Origin of the sequence: Fundicoccus ignavus, assembly GCF_009659375.1 — a bacterium.
Classification (GTDB): domain Bacteria; phylum Bacillota; class Bacilli; order Lactobacillales; family Aerococcaceae; genus Fundicoccus; species Fundicoccus ignavus.
Map to the genome: position 1 here is coordinate 23,553 of NZ_WJQT01000009.1, position 21,181 is coordinate 44,733.

Here is a 21,181-nt window from a genome sequence, read left to right on the forward strand (position 1 = left end):
TCTCAATGGTTACTTTACAAGAAAATACCATAAAATTCAACAATAGTTTAATCGTTTCTCATGATGGTGGTCAGTTATCCAGTGATTCTGGTTTAACCCTCATGGATGAGTTGATGGATGCTTTCCATTTTACTCAGCTCTCTGAAGAAATAATTACTTTTAATGATGATCGAAAATACTGTACACATACGAATCCTAAAATCCTAAAACAGCTCATTCTTCAACTAAATGCAGGTTATAAAGCAGACACCTCTGCAGATATTTTACAGTATGATCCCGTTCTATTAACGTTCGCCTCAGACGAGCCTTTGGCTTCACAACCGACGATCTCTCGATTCTGGAATCGGATATTTGAAGAGACAATTGAAGATTTACAGAAATTCAATCAAGTTTTAATTGATCAAGCCCGTTTAGTTCGCAACGATACAAATCTGATCATTGATTTAGACTCAACGCATTCAGATACCTTCGGTAACCAAGAGCTATCCGATTATAATGCCCACTATGGAACAACGGGTTACCATCCTATAGTCGCATTTGATGGCTTAACGGGTGATTTCTTAAAAGCTAAGCTTCGTCCAGGCAATCAATATACTTCGAATGGCGTTAAAGAATTTCTTGAACCGTTGTTAGATCACTATAGCCAAGCGGTTCCAACGACTGATATTTTAGTTCGTGGCGATAGTGGCTTCGCCACTCCTGATATTTATGAATTGTGTGAGAAGTCTAATAATCAGTATGTCATTCGTTTGAAAATCAATCGAAATTTAGCTCGTTTAGCCGAAGAATTTTTATTTTATGACGATAACCATCCTTGGGAAGAAAAAGAAGTTTATTTTCATTCTGTTTCATACCAAGCCGCTTCTTGGTCTAAACCGCGTCGAGTGTGTATTCGTTCAACTCGAGAAGCAGGTGAATTACTTTTCAGTCACGCTTTTATTGTCACAAGTTTTTCAGAAAGTATCTCCGCAAAAAGAGTATTTGAAACGTACAAGAAACGCGGCACAATGGAGAACTATATTAAAGAAGCAAAAAATAGCTTCTTCTTTGATAAAACAGATAGTCCACATTTCATTGAGAATTACGCTCGTATGATGGTAAGTGTTCTAGCGTATAATCTTTTCAACTTCCTAAAGACTTGTTGTTTTGATAAAAAGTGGCGAGGACTCCAAGTGAATACCATTCGATTTCGATTATTTAAAGTCGCTGGTAAATTAGTACGAACCGCCAGACAAATGTATTTAAAGTTGTCTAGCTCCCATGTTTATCAAGAAGAGTTCTATAATATCTTTAGGCGAATCCGACGGATTCGACAATATATTTAACAACTTCTAATATTTTGAAAAGTTATACGTACCTAGGGAGAAGTGTGCGCAAAATTAGGAATCATAAAGTAAAAAGTCACATTTGAAATAACTAGATTGTAAAAATTGAACGAATTAAGTTACAAAGTTAAAAAAATACTCAACACACAGATTAATTTTGTAAAATAGCCTCTTAAATTAGAGGTATGAGTTATTCAGGTTCTTTAGGCTGATGTAAAAAAGCGCTTCCTGTGAGATAATAAAGTATACATAAAAACGGATAAAAATTATTGGAGGGATCATATGCTACAAAAGTACGAACAATTGGATATCGAACTCAAAAGTTTATTAAAGAAAAGGTTAACTGCAGCTGATCACCTTTTGGAAAAATACCGCAACTATGAGTTTGCGCTAGACCAATTTCACAAAGAAAAGAAAGATGTTGCTCGGTTAGAAAAGCAGTCTCTTTCGACATTTGTTCAAAATATTTTAGGTACATATGATGAGAAGTTGGAAAAAGAAAAGAAAGAAGAAGTCAACGCAAAAGTTGAATTGGATAGAGCTGCGACTCTATTAGAGTCTGCACATGAGCTGCTTGATATACTGGATGAAGAAGTTTTTCGTCGTGAGGAAGAGTTAAACCTATTACGTGAAGACTTAATGCAATCGAATCCGTCTTTCAGAGAACAAGTGACGAAGCAAGAGAAAGAAAAGCTTGAGTTAGAGCAAGAAGAAAAAGAAATCAATGAAGCGATTGAAGCTGGTGAACGAGTTCTTGATGAAATTAACGGTGTTTTAAAAGAATTAGATTCCGCGAACTCAATGGCTACTTGGGATATGTTTACAGATAGCTTTTTTATTGACTTGATGAAATATGACAAAATCGATAAAGCAGAAAAAGAGTTGGCTTATTTAGAACGTGCTTTGGAGCGTTATCAAAAAGAGTTAAAAGATGTTGATTTAGAGACATCTCTCGCTTATGAAGAATTAAGCCAAATGTCGCGTGCATTTGATATTTTCTTCGATAATATTTTTTCTGATTGGAATACTCGCGATACCATCCGTAGAAATATTGCCATGCTCGAAGACATGAATAATGAAGTAGATGACGTTCAAAATATATTACGTAAACGTAAAAGTGAAACCATTAAAAAAATTCAATTATTAGGTTAATACTAACCTCTAAAAAAGTCTCCCTCGATACGAAGGAGACTTCTTTGTTTAATATTCGATTAATTCTAATTTCTGATTGTTAATTTCCCATATCTGTTCAGCGATATTTTTCGTAAAGTATTGATCATGTGACGTAAATAAAATTGTTCCATTATAGCTCTTCATTAGGTTTTCTAGAGCTTCAATTGTTTGCACATCTATAAAATTGGTTGGCTCATCCAAGATCATGACATTACTTGGATCCGTGAAGAGTTTTGCGATAACTAAACGGGTCGCTTCCCCACCACTTAAATCGCTAATCGCTTTTGTGGATACTTCCCCTTGATTAAATCCTAAATTATTTAATACACTCCGAACAATTGGTTCTGTAAACTCGGTATCCTCCATCAAATAATCTACCATTGATTTTTCTCCACTCAATTGATAAGCCATCTGTTTATAAGTTGAAAAGACGACTTTCTTAGAGAGCGTTATCCCACTACCTTCTTCTAGAATATGTTGAAGCAGTGTCGATTTCCCAGATCCATTTGGTCCCACGATACCAATTCGTTTTCCAAGCGGAAACTGGAAATTCATTTCATGAAAGAGAACTTTGTCACTTTTTTTAATGGTCACATCCTGCCCCATAATCGGAAAGTCATTATGGATTTCAAGTAGTTTAGGTGTTGGAAACTGAATTATTTTGTCCGTTTGTAGCTGATCGACCTCATCTAATTGCTCAACTCTTTTTTCAATTGCTTTTGCGGCTTTATGTGCTGCCTTTTGTACCGTATCTTTTTGTTTGGAAGAGCCTAGTCTACCTGGGTTGACGGCTTTGTTTTTCTGTTTTGTACTGACTTGATTCAGCTTATCCGCTTGAGCCTGTTTAACTTTCGCGGCTTTTTCTAAGCGGTTCTTTTCTTTTAAAAAATTCTCATAGGCATTTTCTTGCTCAATTCGTTCTTGTTCTTTCTGTACCTGATAATCTGAATAATTACCGTTATACACTGTGATTTTACCCTCATGAATTTCCCAAATTATATCAACAACTTCATCTAAAAAGTAGCGGTCGTGACTCACTACGATTAAGGTGCCATAGTAGTATTTCAACTGGTCCACCAGAAACTGAATCCCTTCTCGATCCAAATGTGTTGTTGGCTCATCCATCATCAAGCCAAAGTGATAGATAGAGAAATACTCGGCTAACCGCATTCTTGTCTGTTCGCCTCCACTAAAATGTTGAATATTATGTTCCGGCACATTCAGTCGTGAAAGATATTCCGCATCTATTTTTGTGAAATCTGGTTGGATTTCGGATTCGATTTGACGGTAATATTGAAAATCTATTTTGGTGTTTATTTCACCGATATCTGGTTTTATTTCACCTGAAATTAGTTTTAATAAGGTGCTCTTGCCTTCACCATTTCGACCGACTATTCCGATTTTTTGATTTTCATATACTTTTAGATTCTCTATTTGTAAAATGTCTTTATTCTGATAACTTTTTTCTATATTTTTGAGTTCAATAACTAATTGGTTCATTTACTCATCTCCTGTATTTTATTTGTCCATTTGTATTAACTTGATTTTGGGCAATAAAAAATACAGGTCGAAGTCTAGCCGGCTTCAATCTGCATGGTTTGTCTTATTTTAAGCGTACTGAAAAGAGACCCCTCCTGTGTTCAGATGGGTATTCTTTTATAGGTTTCGCACGATAAGATTGTTACGCATGACAAAGAAGCCAATTTCATTTAGAAAATTGAGCCTGTTTTCTATTGCCATTTATTTGCGTAATTTCATGGATGCTATCACCTGTACACTTCCTTTTGTATCTATAGCTTTAAAATAACATGCATAAAAGTCATTGTCAATTTTTATGAAAATTATCTTGTTGAAGCAGATAGTATGGAAAGTATAACTGATAATCATAATTTTATTAAAAATTTCTTTATTGTTTTTTGTGGTGTCTAGCTTAAGTTTGAGCGGTAATTAGTATAAATTTCGTTTTTTGGATCTATATCTATACTTTATGTAAGTTTCAATAATACGATCCAAAATTGAAAAATAACGACTAAAATAACTCAATATTTAAAAGTATGAATTATTCAGGTAATAAATAATTGATAAAGGCGATTATTCAAATTTTCGCTAGAATAATATTCCAATAGAATGAAACCTGATATTCCAAAATCAAATAGACTTAATTTGGAATAAAGTGTTGACACTCATTCAAATTCACGTTATTATTATGATATTCATTTGAATGATAACTCAAATTAAAAAAATAATCATACTATTTGGAGGAATTTATTATGACAGTCAATCCTATTACACAATCAAAAACAAACTTAGTGACTTCAGCAGTCCAAATCAACGCGCTAGATTCAGCAAACTTAGCGGGCTACTACCAAGACGTGATCGGTTTAACTTTAATCAGCGAGGATAATGGCCATTACGTATTAGGAACACCTAACCAAAAAGTGTTATTAGAAATCTTCCCAACAACAACACGCGAAGAAGTACGCTCTACTGGACTTTACCACATGGCTTTCTTGCTACCAACTAAAGCAGACTTAGGCACCATCCTATTACACTTCGTTCGTAACCAAGTTCCTTTAACGGGTGCATCAAACCACGGTTACAGTAACGCATTGTACATGGACGACCCTGAAGGAAACGGAATCGAAATCTACGCTGACAAAGACCAAAGCGAGTGGGATATCCACGAAGACGGCCTAATCGGTGGCATCGTTGAACAAATGGACGTTGAAGACGTTGTTAAAAACGCTAGCCAAACATTCGACGGCATGCCAAATGGTACAACAATGGAGCATTTACACTTACACGTTGGTAACCTAGACGAAACACGCGACTTCTATTTAGACGTATTAGGCTTAGGCTTCAAATACCCAATGGGACAAGCAATCTTTATGGCATCTGGCGACTACCACCATCACTTAGGCGCAAACCTATGGAAAGGTAGCAACTTACCAGGACCCGCATCATTAGACCAACAAGGCTTACGCGCATCAGTATGGGAAGGTAACCAAACAGACTACGACTATGTAGTAGAACGCCTAACAGCACACAACATCCCGTTCGAAAATTCAGGTTCACAATTAGTCTTCAAGGACAACTCAGGCCTACAAACAATCGTAAACCTGACAAAATAGGACCTCAAAACTCCACGCATTTAGCCGACCTATAAACTAGGCCGGCTATGTGCCTTTTAATATAGAAAGGAACCCACATGACTAATCTCAAAAAAGTACTGCTTAGCCTACTCGTGCTAGCAGCTCTACCGATGATGCCCGCCTCTGTCTCGGCGCAAAGTAGCGACGCCGCTGAAGCGTCAACGCTACTCGACTTAAGTCCTGAAGAACACGCCCAGCGACAAGCCCAAGAAACAGGCTTGACGCCTGTCGGCTACCAACTGAACGCACTCGATCCGACAAGCTTAGCTGATTTCTACATGGATTTAATGGGCATGAGCTTGATTGACAGTAACGAGGACGATGGTTATTACGCTTTAGGTACACCAGATGGCGACATTCTCTTGGAGCTCTTCCAGGCGACGAGCCCGCGCCGCGAATCGACGACCGGCTTGTACCACGGTGCTTTCCTTTATGATTCTGAAGTTGAATTCGGTACAGTGCTCGCTCATTTATTGGAAAATCGCGCTCCAATGCAAGGTTACTCGCACCATAACTATAGTCAAGCGGCCTATCTTGGTGACACAGAAGGCAATAATATCGAAATCTATCTCGACACGGCCCCTACCATCTGGCGCGTAGACGAAAATGGCTATAAAAATGGCGGTAGCGAACCTTTAGATATCACGAAATTTTTATTACAACGCGAGAGCGAATTCAGTGGCATGAGCGATAGTGTCAAAATGGGACACTTCCATTTGAGCGTTAACAACATTACCGATACGGAATGGTTTTATGGCGAAGTGTTAGGTCTCGGCCAAACTGCCGCACCCGCTACCGATACAGCTTTCTTTGCGACAGGCGACTACCATCACTATCTTGGTACGAACATCTGGGTCAGTGAAGGTGCCCTTGCACCAACAGAAGAACAACAAGGCTTGCGCGCGACTATTTGGCAAGCAGCTAGTCCTGAAGATATTTCTTACATTACCGAGCAACTCGATAGCTACGAACTCGCGTATGAAGAAACAGACGACGCATTGACCATGTATGACAATTCTGGTCTTAAAGTGATTGTCTTAAAATAAGCCTATACTATCACGCAAAAATGCGAAAGCCCAGTCACTTAATTGATGACTGGGCTTATTTCTGTTTGCTGAAAATTATGCAAGCAGCATTTGTGTGATTCAAGGCCTATAATCGTGCCGACTCTTGGGCGGCACACCTTACGTGTTTGGATGCTGTGTGACTTTAGATGATAGATTGCGCTAAGATTGTAGCTCCTTAAATATTTCGGTCAGTGGGCTTCTGCTGCTTGGCAGAAGCCGACAAACATTAAAGGCTAGTGGAGGCTAGATGCTTGTTTGATTTAAACAGTCTAATGTGCCAACTCAAACTTTGAGTCGACTGGTTAGACTGCCAATGTGTCGACTCAATTCGCCAGTTGACACATTGGCGCAGTAATCATAGCTAATCATTAGATTTTTCAGTAAATACAGGCATATTTTGTAATTATTCTGAGCGTTAACCATCATTTTTATGCTTTTTCAAGTCTAATGTGCCAACTCAATATTTGAGTCGACTGGTTAGACTGCCAATGTGTCGACTCAATTCGCCAGTTGACACATTGACGCAGTAATCATAGCTAATCATTAGAATTCCTGGTAAATACAGGCATATTTTGTAATTATTCTGAGCGTTAACCATCATTTTTATGCTTTTTCAAGTCTAATGTGCCAACTCAATATTTGAGTCGACTGGTTAGACTGCCAATGTGTCGACTCAATTCGCCAGTTGACACATTGACGCAGTAATCATAGCTAATCATTAGAATTCCTGGTAAATACAGGCATATTTTGTAATTATTCTGAGCGTTAACCATCATTTTTATGCTTTTTCAAGTCTAATGTGCCAACTCAATATTTGAGTCGACTGGTTAGACTGCCAATGTGTCGACTCAATTCGCCAGTTGACACATTGGGACAGTGATCATAGCTAATCATTAGAATTCCTAGTAAATACAGGCATATTTTGTAATTATTCTAATTGTTAACCATCATTTTTATGCTTTTCCAAGTCCAATGTGCCAACTCAATATTTGAGTCGACTGGTTAGACTGCCAATGTGTCGACTCAATTCGCCAGTCGACACATTGGAGCCTCCAGCCTCTCGATTAAGTTAATGCATGGTCATGCCGCCTGTAACATTGATGGCTTGGCCAGTCATGTAGTCAGCAGCTTGGGACGCCAGGAAATGCACAACGTTGGCAACATCACTTGGTTGGGCTGTACGGCCCAGTGGGACTTGAGAAATATCCTCAGCTAGGATTTCGTCAGCCGTCAAGCCACGCAAAGCCCCGCCATCAATACGTTCGCGATGCTTCATGGGCGTTTCAACAATACCTGGGCAAACGGCATTGACCAGAATATTATGATGTGCCAATTCAACTGCTGCTGTTTTCGTGAGCCCGATTACCGCATGCTTAGAGGCCACATAAGCTCCCAAGCCACGGTAACCATTCTTGCCTGCCTGAGAAGCAATGTTGATAATACGGCCAGGTGAACCGATCCCCAGCCAAGCGTTCGCAAATGCACGGCTCAGTTGCGCTACCGCAAACACATTTAGCTTAAAGATCGCCTCCCATTCATCGACTGGACTATCGATGAGAAAATTCATGCGCGAGATACCTGCACTATTGACAATCACATCCGGCAAGCCATAACGCTCGACTAGCGAAGACACCCAAGATACTATTTCATCCAATTGTGTCAAATCAAAGACTTCTTGAAAGACTTGCGGATTTACTGAAGTCATTTCATGCTGCAAATCTACACTAATTACGTGGTCACCGTCCGCTGAAAAACGCTCTACACATGCTTTCCCAATTCCTGAAGCACCACCTGTTACAAGAATTAATCGTTGAGTCATGGCGCTCACTCTTTCACTTCGAAAACAGGAATATTGACTTGTTCGTAATGTTCAAGAATGAAGTCCGCCACATTCTGCTGGTGATAAGCCGCTACGATTTCTTGATAGACTGCATTATCCTGATCTTCTGTACGTGCTACAATAATGTTCACGTAAGGTAAAATGTCTTCCGATTGAGGATCTAATTCTAAAGAGAAAATCGCATCTTCAACCGGATTCAAACCAAAGTCTAAAGCTAAGTTACTATTGGTGATTCCCGCCGCTACATCAGGTAAAGCCTGTAGTATAATCGCTGGATCTGATTCAACAATTTCCAGTCCTAGTGGATTATCAATAATATCCGTTACATCCGGAGAATTGCCTTTTTCCGGATCAACCGTCAGTAAACCGGCACGGTCCAACACAATTAAAGCTCGCCCACGATTGGTCGCGTTGTCTGGAATTAGAATGGTGTCGCCTGCTTTCAACTCTGAAATATCCGTAATATTCTCTGAGTAAATATTGAGCGGACTTACATAAGTATCCGCAATGGCTTCGAACGCATAACCTTTATCTGAAATTTCTTGTTGTAGAAAAGCGTTATGTTGAAAGGCTGTCAAATCTAAATCACCATCTGCCAAAGCACTATTGGCAAAGATGCCATCTGAAAAACTGACCAATTCAATCTCGATCTCTTCACCTAAGTTTTCTTGCACAACGTCCCAGATAACATTCTCAGAATCGCCTACAACACCAATCTTTACCAACGTTTGAGCAGCCGCACTTGTCGCACCTACACCTATACTAATGACCGCCGATAAACTCACACTCGCTAGAACAACTTTCTTGAACCATTTTTTCAACATGATCACTCCTCATATTTTGTCAATTTGTGTCGTTTACTCATAACTAAAACTCAAATCCTCGATTTTGCTTAAGACACGGTGATAACGCTTCGCGAAATACTTGGCCATCGGTAAATTCTGATCCAAATAATTGCCACAATCACGCGCTGTTGCCCCAGGAATCTCACCTTCGTAATCCGCAATAAACGCAAAGGTTCTCTCAAGCAAAGCTAAGAAATCCTCAGCTGGAATCCCATCTTTAACGATTAAGTAAAACCCAGTACGACAGCCCATCGGTCCGAAATAGATAATGTCATCTTTAAACTCAGGGTCATTGCGTAAAAATGTTGCCCCAAGATGTTCAATTGTATGCATCTCAGATGTGTTCATGACCGGTTCAATGTTCGGTGCTGTAAAACGCAAATCATAAGAAATTAACTCACGATCCCCCACCTGATCACGGCGCGATATGTACACCCCCGGATTTAATGTTAAATGATTAATTGTAAAACTTGGTATCTTTTCCATTTGCTTAAACTCCTTCTACTATTAATTTTCAACTCGCAGCAACACAAAAAGCCCCTCCGTCATATTCCATTGAATACAACAAAGGGACGATTCATTCGTGTTACCACCCTAGTTTAGACTGCTCTCACAAACAGTCACTCACTTACTTCACAAGAAGTATGCAATATATCGGTTGCTACCGTCTAGAAAGCGTGAACCTTCTAGAGCGCATGAGTTCATCTTCAGCAAGCTCCCTTGACCTCTTTTCACCAACCGAGGCTCTCTACTCAATTTCGCTTGCATCTCTTCTCATCACTATGCAATATTTAACTCTCTCACCAAATTCATTATAACTCAATGAGAATAAATGAGAAGTTTCTCATTCCGAATGCCCGCATTGAGTTTTTCCCAATACCCACTTTGCCATTCGAACTGAAAAAGGTTAGGATAGTTCTATAGGAGGAGATCCATGAAACATTTATTCACCACTCTCATTATCAGTTTTTTCATTGGGCCATTCAGCACCGTCCAAGCCCACCCCAGCCAAAATACGACCCCACCCGCAGTTGGTGATTACACTTGGCTCGCCCAACCACTCACAGCTTCCGACCTAATCGAAGTAGAACTCAGCAAAGTCGTCGACGGCGATACCGCCTACTTTATAAATCCAGAGGGGAGCGACCAAGAAATAAAAGGCCGCTTCTTGTTAATCGATACACCCGAATTGCGTCACCCACAAACTGGAAAGCAACCTTTTGCGGATGAAGCTAAAGAAAGACTGGCCGAAATTTTAGACGAAGCCGACCAACTTTACATCGAATATGATATCGGCTCCCGTAAAGATAAATACCAACGCGATCTAATTTATATTTGGGCAGACGACATCCTCGTCCAAGAAATATTAGTCGCAGAAGGCTTAGCCGACGTTGCCTATGTCTACCCGCCCAATACCCGTTATCTCGATAGCCTTGAAAAAGCACGTGACTATGCGTTAAGCGAAGGCTTAGGAATTTGGAGTTTACCGAGCGCCTTTGAAACAGCTAATGAAACTGAACAGAATGTTACAACAGAGGCTGGTCAAGCTGATACTAAGATTAATGCTGAAGCCACAGTCTATATCGCACCCTTATCTGGTAGCAAGTACCACCTCGATGACGATTGTCGTGGCTTACGAAAAGCCAATCATATCGAGTCAATGACACTTAAAGCCGCTATCAAACAAGGCTACGAACTCTGCGGTTATGAAAAATAATCAAGCTTTATCCCACCTGCATTTGTGTAGGTGGGGGGTATAGTATAAGAGATTATAAATTGTATGTTGATTTATCAAGCTTTGTGCTTCGCTCAGCTTAGTGTTTTTCAAGGCGGCGGTCGCTTTCAAAGCCTCACGTTTTTGAGGGCTTCTCCAGCTCAATCGGCTAGAGTGTCCACCAACCAAAACGCGGTAGTTCACAAACACAGAATATGACGTCATATCAGAAGTTATCGAACTTAAAAGAATTTTTCTAAAAGTGTTGCGAAATCAAATAATTCAAAACTCACATCCATTCAAATCAAGTTTTCTACGCTAATTGAATATGCTTGGTCGCAAATTCGATAAAATCCTTATTATGGGTAACTAGAACAACGGAATTATCTTTTTCTAAACTCCACTCTTTCAGCACTTTTATTATTAAAAGTGCATTTTCATCATCTAAATTCCCAGTCGGTTCGTCAGCAAATATTATTTCATTATTTTTCAATAGCGTTCTAGCTAAAGCCACTTTTTGCTGTTGACCTGCACTTAAAGAAAATACCTTTTGATCTAAAAATATTTCTGAAAGTCCCACTCTTTTCAAAGCCTTCACGTAAGATTCTATGGAATTGTTTTTACTTAAAATAAATGAGAAGTTTTCCTTTACTGTCTTTTCATCAATTAGCAAATTATTTTGAAATATATAACCAATAATATTTCTTCTCGCAAATTGAATATCTTTTTTCTTTTTTAAAACAGTGTTGTTATAGGCGATTGATCCTTTATCTGGGGTATCTAATAATCCAAGAATATTTAATAAGCTTGTCTTGCCCGATCCACTTTTCCCTGTTATTACAATAAAATCATTTGGATTTATTGTGATAGAAAAGTTTGAACATATTATCTTCTCACCTATTGTTTTATATAAACCATTTGCTGATAGTTTCACCATGATTTTCTTCCCTCCAAAATGAAATTTTTGCTTAAAAAGTAATATTCAACAATAGATAGTATTACCATCAATAGAAGAATAAAATTGTTTACAGTTCTGTATCTTAAAATTTGAACGGACAAATAAACTGTAAATATTATAAAAACTGGAGTGAAAGCCACATCAAGAAAAATATCAAGATACGAGTAACCGAAGGTATATTTTATATAAATCTTTTTCGAATTCCTCTCAAACATAACCGCTATGATATGATTTAATGTGTATGCAATTAAGCATGTTAAAAACAATATAATTAATAAATTATTAACAGTTTCCATCTCTATACCATTTATTAACATTCCTCTTTCGTCATATACCGAAATAGAGAAATTTAAAATTCCTGACAAACCTGATAAGTTTAATTCTTCGCTAATAGCTTCATAGGCTGAAAATTTTTCATTTTCGTTAACTTTATAAAAAAAACCACCATCAGAAACAAAAATATTTCCCCAGAATAAATTAGTTGTAGTATTTTCATTTAATACTACAACTATAGGATCCGTAATCTTATTTCCGTTTGAAGGATCTCCAGTAAGAGAGTTATAAGTAAAATATTCTTGATTATTTTTTGAATGAATTACTTTGAATTCTGGAGTTATAGAATTACCATCGTCCTCCAATCTCCACTTTAAATCATAAGTATAATTTTTAATGATTTCATTTTCTAATGCAATATACTTTTCTGGTATTATTAAATAGATTGTACCTTCGTAACTTTCTTCACTAAAGTTCATTGACTCAATTGTTTTAATCGGATTTAACTCTAAGTAATTTTTGTCAACAGTGATTGAATTTCCTGAGGGACTTGTAATATAATTCTGATCATTTTTTTCAGTTACCAAAGACCCAACGTAAAGTGGTTTGTTTTCAGATGGATCATTTATATACATGAAATTGTATGAATCAACAATAAATGTCTCTTTCTTCTTGGAGACTAAATCATAAAATTTCTTGGCTTTTTTCTGATAATTCAACTCCTCAATTTCATTACTTCTATCTAATTGATTCGTAATATTTGTTTTAAATATATTTTCGGTGTTATTCCATGTTTCCAAATAGTCACTGTTCTCCGTCAAATAAATAATCCTTTGGTTTATATCTTGAATATATACAAAATAAGCAAATAAACTAATTGTAAGTAGGCTTACGTGGATAATCGGATAAAACTTCTTTCTACTTTTCTCCTTATACTTTACGTTTTTATATTCGAACAAAACGAATGAAAAATATAAAAATATGATTACACCTATTAAAAGAAATAGGGTTAGAAAAATGTTGGTAGTATAGCTCCACTTAATCGAGTAACCAATAAAAGATGATAAGAACATACCTAATGATCCACCGAATAAGCTCAATATAGCTAGAAAAAGTATTCTTCGAAAATAATATTTTATTAAGGTCCATTTTTCAACACCAAATAGCTGCTGTACCAATAATTGTCTACTCAACGTTTTAACATGCAGGCGTAATAAATATACAAACAGCCCAAAAGACAATAAGAAAATAATCATGTAGCCTTTACTCGACTTATAAATATTACCTTTATTAATATCCGTAAAAAAAACATCGCCATACTCATTCAAAATACTTATGAGTTTTTTATTATCCCCTTTTGTATATAATGTCGTTGATACACCAGAATTTACTAAATACTCAAATTTTTTAACGGTAATATTAAGGTACGTATCAGGAATTTCTTTGAACTCTTCTGGCTTTGTCGTGTAAATTATTAAACTATCTTCACTTGTATAGTTGTATTGAGAAATAATTTCTCCAGTGCCATTAATTTTGTCAATGTAATCATTCACGTTAAAATCATTAGTATCATAAATGTAATGTAATTCTTGAGAACCTTTGTATAAATAATCATCTAGGGTCTCTCCAGTAAAATAGACAGCCAATATTAAAGCTAACGTACCTGCAGTAAAAAAAACGATTAGATTTCTAAGTATATTCATCTTCGCACCTCTCACATAAAATAATAAAAGACTAGAAGTTTAATTCTAACCTTTTATTGAAAAGATAATTGGTTCTACCAAGCGTCCCAGTATGCCTTATTTCCTGTGAGCGTAGCATTCACATATGAGGTTGCCCAAACGCCAAGTTCTTGAATATCACGTTTACCTACTCCATTCCCATTTTTCGCAGTAGCACTATGTTTCTTTCCATTGTGCAGATATTCAGAATATACTTTAGTTCCATTGACACCATGATACCACTGGCCACCCCCAACACTCTCATAAGCAAAAGGTTTAATCTGAATCAAATTGTTTTCTCCTGGTTCATAGATGACATCTACAGAACCTCCTTCGTAAGTGGCTTCATAAGCTTCTTCGGGAACCTCTGCAAATATAGAACTTTCATGTAAAAATGTTTGACCAATTGTTCCAATAGCTATCAGCGACAGTAACATTTTTTTCAATGACATCACTTCCTTTAATTTGATACTTTAATTATTAAACATTGCGAAAAATAATAAAGAAAAAAATAGTAGCATTATGTTAACTTTGGTTTACAAAGCGAAAAAACAATCGCAATTTTGATTAACACCACTAAATTAGCCTAATAGTTATCAGAGATTGAGACGTGAGAAGGGTGAAGGGTGAAGGGTGAAAAACTGCTTGGATGGTCTCTGGTTTGAGTTTGGCACGTTTCGGATTAAGGTAAAATTCTATAGGAACAGCCTCTCCCACACAAAAAATCCATCTGCTTACTCTTGGTTGAGATGGCAACTTTTGTGTTCAAAAACGAAATGGATTTATCCAGTGGAATTTTTTGACTTTATCAAAAACACATCTTCAATTAACTCCTTAAATGGGAAGAAATGATTTGCTAATTCAAAGGACCTATTTCACTTATTGAATTTGGCTGCGCATCCTAGATGTTTCATCAAGCATTTTCTACACAATGAAAAGCTTATTAAAACTTTGACATTTAGTTTTCTCCTCACAAAGAAACAAACTGAATATCAAGGTAATTCTTTAACTAGATGATATTAGCACGTTACTAATCTTACAAAACCAAACTTTGAAATTTTGGATCTCTATCAGTAATGAAAATAAAACTGAACCATGTTATAATAATGTTACAAAATAGGAGAGGAGAAATGTCGATGGATGAATTTGGTTTTCACTTAATAATTAAAAAAATCAGAAGTGAAGAAAATCTTACCCAACAAGATTTAGCAGAATTGCTCCTTGTATCGAGACAAACTATTTCTAAGTGGGAGCGCAATTTGGCAACCCCAGATTTTAATTCTATAAAAGTTCTATCTCAAAAATTTCCGACATACTTCTCATCATTTCCACCAGTTCGTCATAAAGACTCGACTTCTCAAAAAAAGGAACACGTAAATCAATTCATTAATATTGCTAGTGTGCTATTTTTATTCTTTATTTTACTTTTCATCAGCTTAATCGCTCTAATTCAAAAGGGTTTTTTTGAAGCCGAGCACGGATATTTAACTTGGATTTTGCTGGTTTTAATTAGTGTTTCTGGATTTCACACAGTATATGGAATCATAAAAATAATCCAAAAGAAAGAAAATTCATTCAATATTTATGTATCATTATTTATTGTATTGATCTTATTCATGATTGTTTTATATTCAGAAGGATTTATCTGAGTAAACTTTTGATATAGGGGCGATAATCCTATTAAACACGCTAAAATTTGTAGTACTAATACACATTTATGACGCGAGGCGTTTTCTATGCATGCTAAGAGTACCTAAATCTCCTTATCAATCAAAAATTTGTCACATATTTGCAGGCTTCTACCCCCTTCGCAGTAAGGTCACGCAACTGATTATCATGATTTTATTCAGCACGTCGAACGAAAAAACGTTAACGGTCCTCTTGATTGTCCTCTCTATTCAAATAGTCTAGCAATAAATATCCAGAAACTGCCAACGTTTAAAATATACAAACTCTCCTGGTGACGGTCGAAAGCTTTCCGAATACCCTTGGTACTAGCAGCAGAAACCAGTAATACCACTAACTTAAGCCTGGCTTTCTTGGCGTCAGCCTCACCACCCCACCAGCTACGTTCAACATACAGTTTTGCTGAGCGCGGTACAAAGAGCAAACGACGCACAGCCAAGGACTTCACAGGCGACAAACACAACCGGACAGTCAGATCAAATGCTAATCTTAGCGATAATATTATCGTGTTGAAATTTTGCAGTAAGTAACTTACACAAATGCGTTCATCCGTCATTTCGTTTCATGAATGATCAACATGAGCAGTAAGAGTGCAACGAATGTATAGGCTACATTTTGTACTGATCCCCAAAAGTTAGAGTGAAAAATCTAACCTTTGGGGATTATTTTGTATATCGAAAAATATTCAGTTGATTTCAAACTTATGATAGCCCAAGAGTATCTACAAGGAACTATGGGTGCTCGAGTATTAGCTAGAAAATATGATATATCAAGTAAGTATTTGGTAACTAATTGATCAATCAATACAAGCTGAATATTGTGGACCAAAAGCTCAAAAGTATGGGTTTTAGCTATATTCAAAACGAATATAAACAGACAAGAGAACGGAACATGATCCCAACTAATCTTGATGAACGTTTCTTTATCTCATTAAAATATAATAGTGACTAGTCCACTTCTACCTTCATTGATTCATCTGATACAGAATAATTAGAAACCCTCAGTCTATTCCGAGGCCATGAAATTATATTTAGCAATTCTAACTTGATAATACAACTTTATTTTTGTTGGAATACTTGACGTAGCTCAGCGACTTGTTTTCCAAAGCGGTACAAAGGGCAATCGGCGTAGCTTGCTCTGACTTTGAGCACAGCGAAGTAGACAGAGCCTAGCCGATTGAGCTGGAAAAGCACGAACGTCAGTGAGGTTTTGAAAGCGACCACCGCCTTGGATAAACAACAAGCTGAGCGCAGCATAAACACTCTTAAATCGCCCCTTACCTTATAAACCCATACACGAAAAAAGTCACACAACCGACTGCAAAATAAAAGCAGTAAGCTGTGTGACCTATTTCAATTTATTAACGAGGAGAAAAACGATTCTGATACGTTGATGGATCCATATGCACAAAGAAATTGCGTTTGACCTCCAAGAAACGTTCGAAATCCGTTAACATCTGGAATAATAAAGCACGACTTTCAAACTCATCACGACTCTTAGGTAAGTCTGAATCTCGGAAAATACGATACAGTTGCGAAATATTATCCAACAACTCTGTCCCCGTATTCAATTCGTGAAACTCATCAGCAGTCAAATGGAATAACTGTGCCATAATCGCATTCGATTCAGTAGCTAAATGAATGTCTGGTAGAATATCCATCATATGTTGCATAATACGGATTTGTTCACGACGCATCGTAATATAATTCAAGAAATAATCCGAATTACGGAACAACTGATTATCATATTCCGTCAAAGCAATCTCGTTCATTTGTGTTAACAAATGATTTAACCAACGACAGCCTTGATGAATTTCATTAAAATGATCAGGCTTTTCAGTTAAGGCGTCACCCATCATCTTCAATATATCACGCATTTGACTCTCGATTTCTTCTTTTAGCTGTTCCAACTGTTTAGCATAAGACGGCATCCACAAATGAAACACTAAGGCCATCATCGCGCCAATCGTCATCAACAATAAGCCATTGAGTTGCCATTGCCAAGCAATGCTTTCCGCCAACATAAAATGCGTGACCAGAACGGAACACGGCGCAATCCCATCTTGCAAACGTAGACGATACGCCAAGGGAACATACAGCGCCAAGTAACTACCAAAGCCTAGCAAATTAAAGCCAACGAAATAAAAGATTGCACTCGCAATCGCAAACGCCAATAAAGTTGATAAAAAGCGTGCAATCGCCGTATTGAATGATGCTTTACGCGTATCCAAGACACTCAATATCGCCACTATTCCAGCCGCCAAGGGATTCTGCAAATTCAATACCTGAGCCAGCAAAATTGAAGCTAAAGCCGCTAATACAATCTTGATCGTTCTCTGGACAATATTCACTACTCTGTCACCTCATTTGTTGGAAAATCGACCGGTAAGATATTTTGCTCACACGATCCTAATTTAAATTTCTTTTCAGTCACTTCGATCACCATTTCTTGATTATAACGCAATTCCTTTGTTGTCACCCAACCATCATGCCCGACTAAAATGACTGTCGTACCAACCGTCCCGAAATAATCACCTTTAATAAATATCGACGAATTCTGTCGCGCTACCTCTAACGATAACTCCGTTGGTACAATCGTCAAATTGTCCGACGGCACACCATCTTGGAATAAAGCCACTAAATCATCCACCTCAAGCGATGACGCTGCAGCCCCCTCATTAGTCGCCTCCAAATAATTCGTCAGCAAGGCCATTGACCGCATCTCTTTATGCTTGGTCAAATCATCGTACGTATTCCCAACACTGTGCACAGACTGTTGATAACGCTCAACACGATCCTCCACATTCGAATACACCCATAATTCCCCCGTCAAAGACCCGAAAATTAAATGATATCCCTCATAAGACGAACGCGACTCACGCAACATTTCTAAATACTCCTCCGCCGAAGCCGAACCATTTAGAAAATCACTCACTAAACGCCCCCGCGACACCGGAGCCACAGGCTGCCACTGCGTGAACGGATGATTCGTCAACGTCGCAAAACGCCCCGAACGCGTCAGACCTAACCAAGTCCCACCATACTCTAAATCACGCCCAGCTAACAATTCCGGATAATCATCCCAGAAATGCATCGCAGCACTCGGACGCGCATAACGCTCATCCCGATTCGCCAACAAAACCAACGCATAATCCGAATGAAATCCCTGCGCAAACGTCACTAAACACATCCCACACACCCCTCTCTCAATTCAATCAAACTAAATTATACACTATAACTCAGCCCCCCGTCCAAAACATGTTATAATCAACTCATATCAAAATATGCAACCACATCTGCTGGCGCGACACAACCCTTCCTAAACAAGCGCCCAATGTGAAAAAATAGCTATAAATAAACACGATTTATCGGAGGAACAGTCTATGACAAGCAATTGGCAACACTTAGTACAATATTACGAAACCGATGCCGCTGGCATCGTCCACCATTCCAACTATGTGCGTTGGTTTGAAGAAGCTCGCACTTGGTTAATGAGTGACTTAGGCTATGACTACGCACAAATGGAAGCTGACGGCGTCGTCGTACCCGTACTTGCGATTGACGCAAACTTTAAACGCATGACGAAATTTGGAGAAAAAGTGAATATCGCTGCACATGTCTCGCAATTTAACGGCGTTACGATGACACTAGCTTACGAAATAACCGACACCGAGACTGATAAAGTCAAAGCCTTCGGAACCAGCCGTCATGCTTTCTTAAGCAAAGATACTTACCGCCCTATTTCTTTACGCCGTCAATTACCGTCCGTTTATGACTTGTTCAAAACAAATTTTGAAGCCAACTTATCCGAAGACACAGACACGACGAACCATCGCAAGCGCCAAGCAACGGATTCTTACGACTTTACAACAGCATCTACTTTAACGTTACAAAGAAAAGTTCAATTATACGAAACTGATCAAATGGCGATTGTTCACCATTCAAACTTCTTCCGTATGTTTGAAGAAGCACGTACTGAGCTAATGGCACAAATTGACTTTTCTGAGAAACAACAACTTGAAATGGGCTTATTAGCTCCCATGACTCAAGCTGTCGCTGACTACAAAACCATGATGCGCTTTGGTGAATCGATTAAAATTAGTGCTAAAGTTGGTAAAGTGGAAGGTAATCAGATTATCATTGCCTACCAAATTCTTGATGTCGAAACCGGTGACCTACGCTCTGTCGGTCATACTAAGATGCAAGTAATTGCCTTAAACGGTGACCGCACTTTCCAATTAACAGATGCTTTACCTGATTTATACGCACGCTTAGTAGCTTTAACTGAAAACTAACTAAAACTCCCGCTCTCATGCGATTGAATGAGAGCGGGAGTTTTAGTTTTAACTTAATTAAATTAGTTCGTATTTTGGATTCTTAAAACGAGTTTACCGTTGCCTTTTTTCGTTAGAATAATTTCGTGTGCATGGCGCGCTTCTTCTAATGGTAAGACATCACCAACCAGTGGTAGAATTTCACCTTCATTGACCAGTTCAGTTAAGGCTTGATAGGCAGCGTAAGTCGCGTCTGCATCCAGATTAATGGCGCTCATCCCCAAGATATCTAGACCTTTGGTCATCGTATGGCGAGGGTCAATTTCAATTTTCCCGCGCGAACCCAGAATAACAATACGACCTTCATTGCGAGCAATTTCCATATCCGTATCTAAGTTGTGATTGGCTAACATTTCGACAATCACTGTTGGACCCAAGCCGTCGGTTGCCGCCATAATTTCATCGTGTTGGCCGTCGCGCACATGATTAATGGCAGCATCCGCTCCTAAAGCACGAATCAATTTGCGACCTTCTTCAGTACTGGACGAAGCCACCACTTTAGCACCGATTGCTTTAGCAATTTGGATGGCGGTCAGCCCTACCGCGCCACTACCTCCGTGAATAAAGACCGTATCCTGTTCTGTCACTTGTCCTCTTAAGACAATTGCTTGGTAAGCGGCTAGTCCTGGAATACCCAAGGCCGCTCCTTGTTCAAAACTCAACTCGTCAGTCAGTGGATGCACTGAAGCCGCATCAACGACCACTTTCTCAGCATAAGTTCCGGTATTGCGAACGGCCATAAAGCCACCAATATACACGCGGTCGCCCACTTTAATATGCGTCACGTCTTCACCTAATGCATCAACCACCCCTGCTCCATCAAAGCCAGGTGTATAAGGAAGTTCTGGAATATAGGCGCCATAAGTGCCTGTACGGGCATACGCTTCGTTCGGGTTAACGCCTGCTGCATGCACACTTACACGTACTTCGCGCGCTCCAGGTACTGGTTCTGGAATCTCCACTACTTGTAACACTTCGGGTCCACCAAATTTATTTACTTGAATTGCTTTCATCTTGCCTCCACCTTTCTGTCTCGCTTAGCTATATTGTAACCGATTTTACAACATAATAGGTGATTTAAAGATTGCTCTTTT

Annotated in this window: 17 protein-coding genes; 7 read left to right on the forward strand and 10 right to left on the reverse strand. The window is 38.4% G+C overall.

All coding sequences use genetic code 11. The features are described from left to right. Positions 1-5: 5 nt before the first annotated feature. Complete coding sequence (locus GF867_RS07375) at positions 6-1,325, forward strand: IS1380 family transposase (RefSeq protein WP_153832466.1); 1,320 nt, start codon at positions 6-8, stop codon at positions 1,323-1,325. A gap of 282 nt (positions 1,326-1,607) precedes the next feature. Continuing rightward, the gene (locus GF867_RS07380) at positions 1,608-2,477 is read left to right on the forward strand and encodes a hypothetical protein (protein ID WP_153832467.1); all 870 of its coding nucleotides are present in this window, start codon (positions 1,608-1,610) and stop codon (positions 2,475-2,477) included. Positions 2,478-2,525: 48 nt separating this feature from the next. On the opposite strand, the gene abc-f is transcribed toward GF867_RS07380, so the two are convergent. Then, positions 2,526-3,998 (reverse strand): ribosomal protection-like ABC-F family protein, encoded by a 1,473-nt coding sequence (gene abc-f, locus GF867_RS07385; protein WP_153832468.1) that lies wholly within the window; start codon positions 3,996-3,998, stop codon positions 2,526-2,528. Positions 3,999-4,768: 770 nt separating this feature from the next. Here abc-f and GF867_RS07390 point away from each other — a divergent pair. Both GF867_RS07390 and GF867_RS07395 read left to right on the forward strand, forming a co-directional pair. Beyond that, positions 4,769-5,629, forward strand: a complete 861-nt coding sequence (locus GF867_RS07390; RefSeq protein ID WP_153832469.1) for a VOC family protein — start codon at positions 4,769-4,771, stop codon at positions 5,627-5,629. A gap of 239 nt (positions 5,630-5,868) precedes the next feature. Further along, positions 5,869-6,696, forward strand: a complete 828-nt coding sequence (locus GF867_RS07395; protein WP_172973982.1) for a VOC family protein — start codon at positions 5,869-5,871, stop codon at positions 6,694-6,696. Between the two features lie 1,090 nt (positions 6,697-7,786). Here the strand turns inward: GF867_RS07395 and GF867_RS07400 are convergent. Genes GF867_RS07400 through GF867_RS07410 form a run of 3 tightly spaced genes read right to left on the reverse strand, consistent with a single transcriptional unit; the run spans position 7,787 to position 9,888 of the window. After that, positions 7,787-8,536, reverse strand: coding sequence for an SDR family NAD(P)-dependent oxidoreductase (locus tag GF867_RS07400; RefSeq protein ID WP_153832471.1), 750 nt, complete (start codon positions 8,534-8,536; stop codon positions 7,787-7,789). 5 nt (positions 8,537-8,541) lie between these two features. Then, complete coding sequence (locus GF867_RS07405) at positions 8,542-9,381, reverse strand: MetQ/NlpA family ABC transporter substrate-binding protein (RefSeq protein ID WP_153832472.1); 840 nt, start codon at positions 9,379-9,381, stop codon at positions 8,542-8,544. Positions 9,382-9,414: 33 nt separating this feature from the next. After that, complete coding sequence (locus tag GF867_RS07410) at positions 9,415-9,888, reverse strand: S-ribosylhomocysteine lyase (RefSeq protein ID WP_153832473.1); 474 nt, start codon at positions 9,886-9,888, stop codon at positions 9,415-9,417. A gap of 448 nt (positions 9,889-10,336) precedes the next feature. Here GF867_RS07410 and GF867_RS07415 point away from each other — a divergent pair, with 448 nt between their 5' ends. Continuing rightward, a complete protein-coding gene (locus GF867_RS07415) occupies positions 10,337-11,119 on the forward strand; it encodes a thermonuclease family protein (RefSeq protein WP_153832474.1) in 783 nt (260 codons plus the stop codon). 310 nt (positions 11,120-11,429) lie between these two features. Here GF867_RS07415 and GF867_RS07420 read toward each other — a convergent pair whose 3' ends face one another. The 3 genes from GF867_RS07420 to GF867_RS07430 form a co-directional block, all read right to left on the reverse strand. Then, on the reverse strand, positions 11,430-12,053 hold the full coding sequence (locus GF867_RS07420; RefSeq protein WP_153832475.1) for an ABC transporter ATP-binding protein: 624 nt from the start codon (positions 12,051-12,053) through the stop codon (positions 11,430-11,432). Then, on the reverse strand, positions 12,047-14,050 hold the full coding sequence (locus tag GF867_RS07425) for a bacteriocin-associated integral membrane family protein (protein ID WP_153832476.1): 2,004 nt from the start codon (positions 14,048-14,050) through the stop codon (positions 12,047-12,049). Before GF867_RS07425 ends, GF867_RS07420 begins: the two co-directional genes overlap by 7 nt. 74 nt (positions 14,051-14,124) lie before the next feature. After that, entirely contained in the window at positions 14,125-14,520 is a 396-nt protein-coding gene (locus GF867_RS07430) for a lactococcin 972 family bacteriocin (RefSeq protein ID WP_153832477.1), read from the reverse strand. Positions 14,521-15,204: 684 nt separating this feature from the next. On the opposite strand from GF867_RS07430, the gene GF867_RS07435 reads away from it, so the two are divergent. Continuing rightward, entirely contained in the window at positions 15,205-15,717 is a 513-nt protein-coding gene (locus tag GF867_RS07435) for a helix-turn-helix transcriptional regulator (RefSeq protein ID WP_172973983.1), read from the forward strand. 1,397 nt (positions 15,718-17,114) lie between these two features. Here GF867_RS07435 and GF867_RS14365 read toward each other — a convergent pair. Together GF867_RS14365 and GF867_RS07445 are read right to left on the reverse strand one after the other, a co-directional pair. Continuing rightward, positions 17,115-18,104, reverse strand: a complete 990-nt coding sequence (locus GF867_RS14365; protein ID WP_153832479.1) for an aromatic acid exporter family protein — start codon at positions 18,102-18,104, stop codon at positions 17,115-17,117. Next, entirely contained in the window at positions 18,104-18,934 is an 831-nt protein-coding gene (locus GF867_RS07445; protein WP_172973984.1) for an NRDE family protein, read from the reverse strand. Before GF867_RS07445 ends, GF867_RS14365 begins: the two co-directional genes overlap by 1 nt. A 202-nt stretch (positions 18,935-19,136) precedes the next feature. On the opposite strand from GF867_RS07445, the gene GF867_RS07450 reads away from it, so the two are divergent. Next, positions 19,137-20,048: an acyl-CoA thioesterase gene (locus GF867_RS07450; protein WP_153832481.1), complete on the forward strand. Its 912-nt coding sequence runs from the start codon at positions 19,137-19,139 to the stop codon at positions 20,046-20,048. Between the two features lie 62 nt (positions 20,049-20,110). On the opposite strand, the gene GF867_RS07455 is transcribed toward GF867_RS07450, so the two are convergent. Continuing rightward, positions 20,111-21,100, reverse strand: a complete 990-nt coding sequence (locus tag GF867_RS07455; RefSeq protein ID WP_153832482.1) for an NADPH:quinone reductase — start codon at positions 21,098-21,100, stop codon at positions 20,111-20,113. Positions 21,101-21,181 lie beyond the last annotated feature (81 nt).